The sequence below is a fragment of the Geobacillus sp. WSUCF-018B genome, assembly GCF_002809985.1.
In the GTDB taxonomy this organism is placed as follows: Bacteria; Bacillota; Bacilli; order Bacillales; family Anoxybacillaceae; genus Geobacillus; species Geobacillus thermophilus.
Window position 1 is genome coordinate 69,759 of sequence record NZ_PIJF01000006.1, and the last position, 10,484, is coordinate 80,242.

Sequence of the window (10,484 nt, forward strand, 5' to 3'; positions counted from 1 at the left end):
TTCACAACGTCTAGACGGGCTCGTACCTCCGCCCGTCTAGTTTTATAAAGAAGCAAATATGTCATCATGAGGATGATGCCCAAGGGTGAATTTTCCAAGGCGTTCAATCACTTAAACACGTCTGTTCACAGATAGGAGGGTCTTTCCATGTCACAACAGCGTAAATCGATCATCCCCGACGGCTTTTTATGGGGCGGGGCGGTGACCTCGTTTCAGACGGAAGGGGCGTGGAACGAAGGCGGCAAAGGGCTGTCGATCGTGGATGCACGCCCGATTCCAAAAGGGCATTCCGACTGGAAAGTGGCGGTCGATTTTTACCATCGCTACAAAGAAGACATCGCGTTGTTCAAGGAGCTCGGCTTTACCGCCTACCGGACGAGCATCGCTTGGACGCGCATTTTTCCGGACGGGGAAGGGGAGCCGAATGAAGCGGGGTTGGCGTTTTATGACGCTGTGTTTGATGAATTGAGGGCGAACGGCATCGAGCCGGTCATTACGCTGTACCATTTTGATTTGCCGCTGGCGTTGGCCAAGAAATACAACGGCTTTGCCTCGCGAAAGGTCGTCGACTTGTTTGAGCGGTACGCGCGCATCGTATTTGAGCGTTACCGCGGGAAAGTGAACTATTGGCTGACGTTCAACGAACAAAATTTAGTGCTCGAACAACCGCATTTATGGGGGGCGATCTGCCCGGATGATGAAGACCCGGAAGCGTTTGCCTACCGCGTCTGTCATAACGTGTTTATCGCCCACGCGAAAGCGGTGAAGGCGCTGCGCGAAATCGCTCCCGAGGCGAAGATCGGCGGGATGGTGACGTATTTGACGACGTATCCGGCGACATGCCGGCCGGAAGACGCTTTGGCCAACGTGCAGGCGAAAGAGCTGTTCATTGATTTCTTCTTTGATGTGTTCGCCCGCGGCGCCTATCCGCGTTATGTGACCAACCGGCTTGAGAAAAAAGGAATCTGCCTGCCGCTCGAAGCGGGGGATGAGGAGTTGCTCCGTTCGCAGACGGTCGACTTTTTGTCGTTCAGCTACTATCAAAGCCAAATCGTCCGCCATCAGGAACAGGATGAGCGGATCATCAAAGGTCTTGCGCCGAACCCCCACTTGCCGAAGACGAAATGGGGCTGGGCGATCGATCCGATCGGGTTGCGGATGGCCTTAAAAGACGTGTACGCCCGCTACCAGATGCCCATTTTCATTACCGAAAACGGCATCGGGCTTGAGGAGGAGCTAAACGAGAACGGCACGGTCGACGATGACGAGCGGATCGACTATATGCGCCGCCATATCGAACAAATGAAGCTGGCGATCGAAGAAGGGGTCGAGGTGATCGGTTATTTAATGTGGGGAGCAACCGACTTGTTAAGCTCGCAAGGGGAGATGCGCAAGCGCTACGGCGTCATTTTCGTCAACCGCGATGATCAAAACTTGCGCGATTTGAAACGCTATAAGAAAAAAAGCTTCTACTGGTTCCAGCGCGTCATTCGCACGAACGGGGAAGAGCTGTAAACAGAGGCGGGGAAGCCCCCGCCATTTTACCAGTCTTTAGGGCGGCCATGGCGAATATTCAATCGTTTAAAATGTTTGTCCCAAGTCACGACATCTTCTGGGGGATTCGCTTTTGCATGAGCGGCGATATATGCGTCGATGAAGTCCACCTTTTTCTCGCCATAATCTCGAAGCGCCTGTTGCACAACATCTTTTTCCTCTGTTTCGATCCCGATCCCGTTGGTAAACTTTAATAAGGCGGCGGAAATGTCGGACGGCGATGCTTGATAGACGGAGGCCAGCACCCAGCAACATTCTGCGACGACGAGCGGATTAAGGCGCAAAATCAATTCTCCTGCTTCTACTTTCTGCAACATGTCCCCAACTTCTTCCGCAAGCTCTTGAGGATGGCCGGTCATGATTCGAATCACGACATTTGTGTCAATCCACAGCTTGCGAGCCACCTATTTTTCCTCCCCGTCTTTCAATTCCTCTGCTCCCATCGTCCGATATGCTTCATCTCGGATTTCCTCAACAGGGCGGAACGGCTGATTGGTTTTGAGAATGCCGATTAATTGTGACAAGCGATATTTCTTCGTGACTTCCACTTTTATTTCTCCATCTTGGTTGACAATAAACGTCAGATCATCGCCTTCGGTGAGGCCCAATGTTTTCCGGATTTCAGCAGGAATGACCACTTGCCCTCGGCTGGACAGCTTGCTTGTCGCTTTCATGACGACCGGCGATGGTTGATCCGAAACATTCATTTTCTCCATTGGTGCGTTTCGCTCCTTCCTAAACCCTTTTCATACTTACTTTTATTATACGTCTTATTTGTATGCTTAATCAATCATTGAAAATCATATTATTTTTGGTGTAGTAAGAAGTTGTGTGAGGGACAACAACAATGATGAGAATGGACGTTGAACGCTCTCTTGCCTACGCTCATACGTGGAAGAGGGGGCTTCTCGGTTTGAAATGATCAAACAGCCGGTCCCATCGGGGAACCGGCTGTTTTTACGGCTCGCGGTCCAACAGCAAGACGCGCGCCGGGGCGGCGTCGGTGCCGACGAGTTTGAGCGGAGCGGCGACCATGAAATAGCGGCCTTCGGGGACGTCTTTCAGCCGCAGCCCTTCGATGATGATGACGCCGGCCGAAAAGAGCGTTTTATGGGTCGGGTGGCCTTCTTGCGCTCGCTCAATGCCAAGGGCGTCGATGCCGACGCCGCGGATCCGTTTGTCGGCTAGATACCGAGCCGCGTCTTCGGCGACGAAAATAAACTCAAAGTTAAATGCATCATCAAAGGAGTTTTTCGTTTTAAACAGAACGAAGTCGCCTTCTTGAATGTCAAGATGCGCGATGTCGTCTTTCGTGATCCGGTCGTTGACATCGGTTAAATCGAACAGCTTGCACGGGCCGACGAGGTCGTCCAATGGAATCGTTTCAAACGTCGCTCCGCCTTCGACCATATGAAGAGGGGCGTCAATGTGCGTGCCGGTGTGCACGTCCATGTCAATGCGCGATTCGGTCACATAGCCGTTGGTGACGGTGGTGCGCTTCGGTTGTTTTTCCGGTTTGTTTTTATACACGGGCATGCCCTCGTAAATCGGGGCCGTGACGTCATACACCTTCATCGTTCATTCGCTCCTTTGCATGAGAGATAACGCTCGCTTGTCCAAAAGGGCGGCGGGCGCAAACGATTCGCGGTTATGGCCGCGGATGCTCGATCGGCCACCAGTGGAAGCCGTCTTGTTTGAGCAGCTTGTCCGCGGCCGCCGGGCCCATGGAGCCAGCCGCGTAGTTCGGAAAGTCGGAAGCTTTTGTGTTCGCCCACACCTCAGAAATTGGGTCGACAAATTGCCATGACGCTGCCACCTCGTCCCAATGAGTGAAGTTCGTCGCATCGCCGCGCATGCAGTCGTACAACAGCTTTTCGTACGCTTCCGGCGTGTTGATGCCGTCGATGCAGTTGTTGCAATAGTCGAGTTGAAATGGAGCTGTTATGGTCGTCGATTCCCCGGTTTTTTTGCCGTTTAACTGAAGGGTGATCCCTTCGTCCGGCTGGATGTGGATGACGAGCAAGTTCGGGGCGATCGTCTCATTCGTCCGGTAATACAAGTTCATCGGTACATCTTTAAATTGGACGACGATTTTTGTCGATTTTTCCGCCATCCGTTTGCCGGTGCGGATGTAAAACGGCACGCCGGCCCAGCGGAAGTTGTCGATCAGGAGTTTTCCAGCGACGAACGTTTCCGTGTTCGAGTTCGGATCGACGTTCGGCTCTTCGCGGTACGCCGGCACGTGTTTGCCGTGGATGGCTCCGCGTCCGTATTGGCCGCGCACGAAATAGCGGTCGACTTCATCGTGCGCAATCGGGCGCAAGGCGCGCAACACTTTCACTTTCTCATGGCGGATGTCATCAGTTGTTAGTTTGATCGGCGGCTCCATCGCCAACAGGGCGACCATTTGCAGCATATGGTTTTGCACCATGTCGCGCAGCGCCCCGGAATGGTCGTAGTAGCGGCCGCGGTCTTCGACGCCGAGCGTTTCGCTCGATGTGATTTGAATGTTGGCGATGAACCGGTTGTTCCAAAGCGGCTCGAAAATGGCGTTTGAAAAGCGGATGACCTCGATGTTTTGCACCATTTCTTTGCCGAGGTAATGGTCGATCCGGTAGATTTCCCGCTCGGAAAAGACGCGGCGAATCTCGTCATTCAGCTTCTCGGCGCTCGCCAAGTCATGCCCGAACGGCTTTTCGATGACGAGCCGCTTAAAGCCGTGCGTTTCCGTCAATCCTTCCGACTGCAAGCGGGACGTGACGGTGCCGAAAAATTCCGGCGCCATCGCCAAATAAAAGATGCGGTTGCCTTCGGTCTTGTATGTGCCGTCGAGCTGTTCGAGGAGCGACTTTAAGCGCTGGTACGACTCGGCTTCCGTCACGTCGAACGGATGATAGTAGAAATGGGAGGTGAATCGCTCGTCAGCGAGCTTCTGCTGAAACGCCGTTTCGACCGAGTCGCGCACATAGTTCCGGAACTCGTCGGCCGACAACGGGCGGCGCGCGACGCCGACGACAGCGAATTGCTCGTTCAAATGCCCTTTTTCATACAGGCGGTAAAGGGACGGAAACAGTTTCCGTTTCGCCAAATCTCCCGTCGCTCCGAAAATGACGATGATCGATTTCGGATTCATGTTGTCCACCGTATGTACCTCGCTTTAACCAAATTTGTCTCTTCAATGAAACCATTGTAGAGGTTTGCCGGTCGGAACGCAAACACTTTGTTGCTTTCCGGCGGGAAAGCGTTTATGTTCATGAAAGAGCCGGGCGCCAACCCGGCGTTTTTGAGCGCAAAAGAAAGTTGAAAAGCCGTTTTGACATTGGTACGCTAACAACAGGCCATATTGAGCGAGAAAAAGGAGTGAAGCGCGTTGGAACTGTTGTTTTTAGGTACGGGTGCCGGCGTGCCGGCCAAAGAGCGCAACGTATCGTCCGTCGCCCTGCAGCTGCTTGGCGAACGCGGGGCGACATGGCTGTTTGACTGCGGCGAAGCGACGCAGCATCAAATTTTGCATACCGCCATTCGCCCGCGCCGCATCGAGCATATTTTTATTACGCACTTGCATGGCGACCATTTGTTTGGATTGCCTGGGCTGCTTGGCAGCCGTTCGTTTCAAAGCGGCGAGACGCCGCTTACGGTCTTCGGCCCAAAAGGCATTCGCGCGTTTGTGGAGACGGCGCTGTCCGTCAGCGGGACGCGGCTGCGGTATGAATTGAACATCGCCGAGATCGAAGAAGGAGTCATTTTTGATGATGAACGGTTTCAAGTCATCACCAAACGGCTCGACCACGGCATGCCGTCATACGGTTTCCGCGTCGTGGAAAAAGATTTGCCCGGCCCGCTCTTGGTCGATCGATTGCAAGCACTCGGCGTCCGCCCTGGCCCGATTTATCAACAAATCAAGCAAGGGAAAACAGTCATGCTCGATGACGGCACGGTCATCGACGGGCGTGAGTTTGTCGGCCCGCCGCAAAAAGGGCGGATCGTCGCGGTGCTCGGCGACACCCGTTTTTGCGAAGCGGCGATTGAACTCGCCCGCGATGCCGATGTCGTCGTCCACGAGGCGACGTTTGCCGCGGCGGAACAGCGGCTGGCCCATGACTATTTCCATTCCACGACCACAGATGCAGCCGAGGTGGCGAGGCGGGCCGGAGCGAAGCGGCTTATTTTGACCCATATCAGCTCTCGCTATCAAGGCGAGGCGGCGCTGCAGCTCGTCGCCGAGGCGCGGAAGGTGTTTCCGAACACCGATCTTGCCGCTGATTTCGCCTCGTTTTCGATCCCGCGCGGTTAAAACCGCCAGCCGCGCTCATATTGGACGGGCGCCGAGATTTTTGCGCCCAGCTCTCTCGCCGCGGCGTATGGCCAATACGGGTTGCGCAGCAGCTCGCGCCCCAAAAAGACGAGGTCGGCGCGGCCGTTATGCACAATTTCTTCCGCTTGCCAGCCGGACGTAATGAGGCCGACGGCGCCGGTCGGGATGTCTGCTTCACGGCGGATCAGTTCGGCAAATGGCACTTGATAGCCCGGATAGACGTCAATGCGCGCCGGAACGACGGCGCCGGAACTGACGTCAACAAGGTCGACGCCTTGCTCTTTCATCCGTTTGGCGTATGGAACATAGTCTTTCGCTGTCAGTCCTTCCGGGTGATAGTCGGACGCTGAGATGCGCACAAACAGCGGCCCGTCCCACACCTCGCGGACAGCGTCAATCACCTCGCCCAAGAAACGGTAACGGTTTTCCGGAGAGCCGCCGTACTCGTCTTGGCGCCGGTTGGAGAGCGGCGATAAAAATTCGTTAATGAGGTAGCCGTGGGCGGCATGGATTTCAATGACGTCAAAGCCGGCTTCTTTTGCCCTCCGCGCCCCGTTTTGGAACGCCTGCACCGTTTCTTCGATGTCGGCTTTCGTCATTTCTTTTGGCGTCGGCGACGAATCATCAAACGGGATGGCTGACGGAGCGATGATCTCTCCCGGCACTTGCGATTTTCTCCCCGCATGGGCAAGCTGGATGCCGATGGCCGCCCCATGCTCTTTCACAAGCCCAACGAGTTCGCGAAGCCCGGCGATATGGTCATCGCTCCAAATGCCTAAGTCGCGTTCAGAAATGCGACCTTGCGGCGTCACGCCGGTCGCTTCAACGATAATCAAGCCGACTTGGCCGACAGCGCGAGCCGGGTAGTGGATTTTATGCCACGTGCGTACGGCGCCGTCTTTCGTGTCGCACGAATACATGCACATCGGCGACATGACAATTCGGTTTTTCAGCGTCAGCCCGCGGATCGTATACGGCGAAAACAATACCGTGTTCATGACAAGCAGCTCCTTTCTAGGCCAATGAGTGGTTCATGACTGATGATAGCACGCTGCCTGTCAAAAACAAAGTGAAACGGACTGTTTTGCCTGAGCCGGACGGTGGAAAAGCCGCGGCCCTGTTAACATAGCCTGTTTTGGGTAAAGATGGGCTTATGCGGTTGTGTCATGTGCGAAATTCGAGTTTCCGTTATGCGAAACCAAAAAAATCTTCCATAACCGGATGAAAAGGTTCGTTTGTTTCCTTGTTCATTGCGCCCGGTTTTGCCGAAACGTCCCCGCCCATCCGCCGTGCGGGGGCGGCGCGCTTTGGAGGTCCGTTCTTTACGCTTCCATGATGGCAGCGAGAAGCGCGCTGCCGAGCTCTTCGGAGCGGGCCGTCGCCCTTCGGATGCAGGCGATGACCGCTTCTTGGAACCGGTATTGCTCAAGCACGCCAATGCCGGCTTCGGTCGTGCCGCCTGGGCTCGTGACTTCACGGCGCAAGACGGATGGATGTTTGTCGGACGCTTTTAGCATCTCGGCTGCGCCGATGATCGTTTGCAAAATGAGCCGTTTGGCGACATCTCGCTCAAGGCCGATGTCGGCTGCCGCTTTTTCCATCGCTTCGACCAAGTAATACACATACGCCGGACCGCTCCCGGACAGGCCGGTGACCGCATGCAAGTCGCGCTCCGGCACAACAGCGACGATGCCGACCGTTTCAAACAGCTGTTTGGCGATCTCAAGATGTTCTTTCGCGGCGAAGCGGCCGCCGGCGATGGCGGTCGCCGACAAACCGACGGCGGCGGATGTGTTTGGCATGGCGCGCACGACAGGGATGTTGCGCCCGGCGAGCCGTTCGATCGTTTCCGTTGTCACGCCGGCCAACAGCGAAAGAATAAGATGATCGGACCGGATGGATGGTGCGATGGCGTTCATCGCTTCGGCGACGTCTTTCGGTTTCATCGCCAAAATGATGATATCCGCTTGTTTGACGGCTTCTTGCGCGCAATCCGCCGTGCCAACACCGTATTGACGCGCCAGTTCCTCAAGACGGGGGCGGTTTCGTCGGTTGGCGACGACAATGTGCGCCGGATGGCAAAACGCTTTCGTCATGCCGGCGATGAGCGCTTCCGCCATCGAGCCGGCGCCGATGAGCGCGATCGTTCGTTCGTTGTTCATCATTCCACTCCTCCTTGCCTTGATGTATCCATCCAAAAGAAAAAGGTTTCCCGTCCTGCAAAAGGACGGAAAACCTTCGTTTCCGCGGTACCACCTTTTTTGGCCTGATTTGGCCCAAGCGCCAAACAGGCCCAACTCTGCCCCGATAACGCCGGGGAGGCGTTTAGGTTGGCCTAACAGCTCCTAGGGTAGGTTCAACCGCAAAGAGGGCCGCAAAGCCTTCCAGCCGCGGGCTTCGCTCTCTGGTGCCGTTTGCGGTTTACTGGCCCTGTTCATCGCCTGTTTTGCCGTATCATAATTTATTTGTCGTATCATAATTTATTTGTCATTATGCCGCGGGACGAGCACGGTTGTCAAGAGAGGAGAACGAATTTTTTTGCAATTTCGTCGTGCGGAAGAAAAAGGCATGACAAATGGATGAAATCAGTGTAAACTGTAAAATAAAATATAATGAATCATTATTCATTTTGCTTGATGAAACGGTTCGAACGGGGCGGTTCATGAACTTTGGGAAAGAAGGGAACGCAATGAACGAAGAACGAGTGTATCGGATCACGGTGCCGACGCCGTTTCCGGTCGGCGATGTGCATATGTACGTGATCGCCGGCGATCGGTTGACACTGGTCGATGCCGGAGTGAAAACAGAGCAGGCATGGCAGCTGTTTGTGAAGCAGCTTGGCGAGATCGGTTATGCGCCGCAGGATATTGAACAAATCGTCATTACTCATCATCATCCGGATCATGTCGGCTTGCTTGATTATGTTCCGCATGCGCCGATCATCGGCCATCCGAAAGCCGATCCGTTTTTGCGCCGTGAACGTTCGTTTATGGAACGGTACGTCCAATTTTTTCAAGAATTTTTTACGGAATGCGGCGTTGACCGCCGCTTGTTCAGTCAGCTGTCCAAAGAAGGCGGATCGCTTCGATATGCAAGCCGGCGCGGGCTTGACATCATGGTGACGGAAGGGGACGCGGCGCCGGGGTTGCCAGGGTGGCAGGTCATCGAAACGCCGGGACATGCGCAAAGTCATATTGCTCTTTACCGCGAGGCGGATGGGGTGTTGATCGGCGGCGATCATTTGCTTGTTCATATTTCCCCGAATCCAATGATGGAACCGCCGGCGGAAGGGGAGACGGAGCGGCCGAAACCGTTGTTGCAGTACAACGAATCGCTGCAAAAAATGCTGCAATACGACATCGTTCGCTCGTTAAACGGCCATGGCGACGATGCGACCGATATTCCGGCGCTCGTTCGCGAGCGGCTCGATAAGCAGCGCCAGCGCGCCGAGCGGGTGCTCGAAATGGTGAAAGAACGCCCGCATACGGTGTTTGACGTTTGTCAAAAGCTGTTTCCCACCGCTTACGAACGCCAGCTCATGCTGACGATGTCAGAGACGATCGGCCAGCTTGATTATTTGGAAGAAAACGGGTATGTACAAAAAAGACACGAAGACGGCCATTATGTGTACGAAGCGGCGGGGGTGTCGGTGTGCGGCTGAAGGGGCGCCATGTCGTCATCACCGGAGCGTCGGGAGGAATCGGCGAGCAAATCGCCTATGAAGCGGCGCGCCAAGGGGCGGTGCCGGTGCTCTTGGCGCGCAGTGAAGAAAAGTTGAAAGCAATCAGTGCGCGCATTGAAGCGCAAACCGGCATTCGCGCCCCGTACGCGCCGCTTGATGTCAGCGACCGCGAGATGGTCGAAGCGGTATTTGCGAAGCTGTCTGCTGAACTGGGCGCTATCGATGTGCTTGTGAACAATGCCGGATTTGGCGTATTTCGCTACGTGGAAGATATCGACCTTGACGAGATGGAACGGATGTTTGCGGTCAATGTCTTCGGCTTGATCGCCTGCACGAAGGCGGTGTATCCGCATATGAAAGAACGCCGAAGCGGCCACATTCTCAATATCGCCTCGCAAGCCGGCAAAATCGCGACGCCGAAGTCGAGCGTCTATTCCGCGACGAAACATGCCGTCATCGGCTTTACTGACAGCCTTCGCCTCGAGGCGGGGCGCTTTGGCATTTTTGTCACGACCGTCAATCCGGGGCCGGTGGAGACGAACTTTTTTTCAACCGCTGATGAATCTGGCGAGTATGTGCGCAACGTGTCGCGTTGGATGCTGCGCCCGGAGGCGGTGGCGAAGCGCGTTGTTGCCGCGATGATGACGCCGACGCGCGAAGTGAACATGCCACGCTGGATGGATCTCGGCAGCCGGCTGTATCGCCTTGCGCCGAGTTTGGTGGAAAAGGTGGCGAAAGGGGCGTTTTTCCAAAAGTAAGTCAAAGAAGCGGGTCCGAAAACGGTCATGTTGTTTCTTCGATCATCGGTTTTGCGTCTATGATGGAATGCGAGAGGGGGCTGACCCAAAAGTCCGCCAAAAAGCGGACTTTTGGAGTCAGCCCTCTCTGGTTTTTGTATATTTTACCAAACGGAACAAAATTCCGACTCTGTTC

At 55.0% G+C, this 10,484-nt stretch carries 10 protein-coding genes; 4 read left to right on the top strand and 6 right to left on the bottom strand.

Annotated features, from left to right (window positions below):
* The first annotated feature begins 147 nt into the window (after positions 1-147).
* The gene (locus CV944_RS03415; protein WP_100659131.1) at positions 148-1,515 is read left to right on the top strand and encodes a glycoside hydrolase family 1 protein; all 1,368 of its coding nucleotides are present in this window, start codon (positions 148-150) and stop codon (positions 1,513-1,515) included.
* Between the two features lie 26 nt (positions 1,516-1,541).
* On the opposite strand, the gene CV944_RS03420 is transcribed toward CV944_RS03415, so the two are convergent.
* The 4 genes from CV944_RS03420 to zwf form a co-directional block, all read right to left on the bottom strand.
* Positions 1,542-1,958, bottom strand: coding sequence for a type II toxin-antitoxin system VapC family toxin (locus CV944_RS03420; protein WP_025948590.1), 417 nt, complete (start codon positions 1,956-1,958; stop codon positions 1,542-1,544).
* Positions 1,959-2,270: an AbrB/MazE/SpoVT family DNA-binding domain-containing protein gene (locus CV944_RS03425; protein ID WP_100659132.1), complete on the bottom strand. Its 312-nt coding sequence runs from the start codon at positions 2,268-2,270 to the stop codon at positions 1,959-1,961.
* A gap of 241 nt (positions 2,271-2,511) precedes the next feature.
* Positions 2,512-3,129: a cyclase family protein gene (locus tag CV944_RS03430; RefSeq protein WP_100659133.1), complete on the bottom strand. Its 618-nt coding sequence runs from the start codon at positions 3,127-3,129 to the stop codon at positions 2,512-2,514.
* A 73-nt stretch (positions 3,130-3,202) separates the two neighbouring features.
* A complete protein-coding gene (zwf, locus tag CV944_RS03435; protein WP_100659134.1) occupies positions 3,203-4,696 on the bottom strand; it encodes a glucose-6-phosphate dehydrogenase in 1,494 nt (497 codons plus the stop codon).
* Between the two features lie 228 nt (positions 4,697-4,924).
* On the opposite strand from zwf, the gene rnz reads away from it, so the two are divergent.
* Positions 4,925-5,848: a ribonuclease Z gene (gene rnz / locus CV944_RS03440; RefSeq protein WP_100659135.1), complete on the top strand. Its 924-nt coding sequence runs from the start codon at positions 4,925-4,927 to the stop codon at positions 5,846-5,848.
* Here the strand turns inward: rnz and namA are convergent.
* Together namA and proI are read right to left on the bottom strand one after the other, a co-directional pair.
* Positions 5,845-6,867 (bottom strand): NADPH dehydrogenase NamA, encoded by a 1,023-nt coding sequence (namA, locus tag CV944_RS03445; protein WP_100659136.1) that lies wholly within the window; start codon positions 6,865-6,867, stop codon positions 5,845-5,847. The two genes, rnz and namA, sit on opposite strands and share 4 nt — an antisense overlap.
* 324 nt (positions 6,868-7,191) lie before the next feature.
* A complete protein-coding gene (gene proI / locus CV944_RS03450; RefSeq protein ID WP_060787746.1) occupies positions 7,192-8,031 on the bottom strand; it encodes a pyrroline-5-carboxylate reductase ProI in 840 nt (279 codons plus the stop codon).
* 527 nt (positions 8,032-8,558) lie between these two features.
* On the opposite strand from proI, the gene CV944_RS03455 reads away from it, so the two are divergent.
* Positions 8,559-9,530, top strand: coding sequence for an MBL fold metallo-hydrolase (locus CV944_RS03455; RefSeq protein ID WP_033009088.1), 972 nt, complete (start codon positions 8,559-8,561; stop codon positions 9,528-9,530).
* Complete coding sequence (locus CV944_RS03460) at positions 9,521-10,309, top strand: SDR family NAD(P)-dependent oxidoreductase (RefSeq protein WP_033009048.1); 789 nt, start codon at positions 9,521-9,523, stop codon at positions 10,307-10,309. The genes CV944_RS03455 and CV944_RS03460 overlap by 10 nt, the downstream gene beginning before the upstream one ends.
* The last annotated feature ends 175 nt before the right edge of the window (positions 10,310-10,484 follow it).

Bases quoted from the DNA above. Each gene is read 5' to 3' on its own strand.
- CV944_RS03415 (WP_100659131.1), top strand. From the start codon at position 148: ATGTCACAACAGCGTAAATCGATCATCCCCGACGGCTTTTTATGGGGC.
- CV944_RS03425 (WP_100659132.1), bottom strand. From the start codon at position 2,270: ATGGAGAAAATGAATGTTTCGGATCAACCATCGCCGGTCGTCATGAAA.
- CV944_RS03430 (WP_100659133.1), bottom strand. From the start codon at position 3,129: ATGAAGGTGTATGACGTCACGGCCCCGATTTACGAGGGCATGCCCGTG.
- namA (WP_100659136.1), bottom strand. From the start codon at position 6,867: ATGAACACGGTATTGTTTTCGCCGTATACGATCCGCGGGCTGACGCTG.
- proI (WP_060787746.1), bottom strand. From the start codon at position 8,031: ATGAACAACGAACGAACGATCGCGCTCATCGGCGCCGGCTCGATGGCG.
- CV944_RS03455 (WP_033009088.1), top strand. From the start codon at position 8,559: ATGAACGAAGAACGAGTGTATCGGATCACGGTGCCGACGCCGTTTCCG.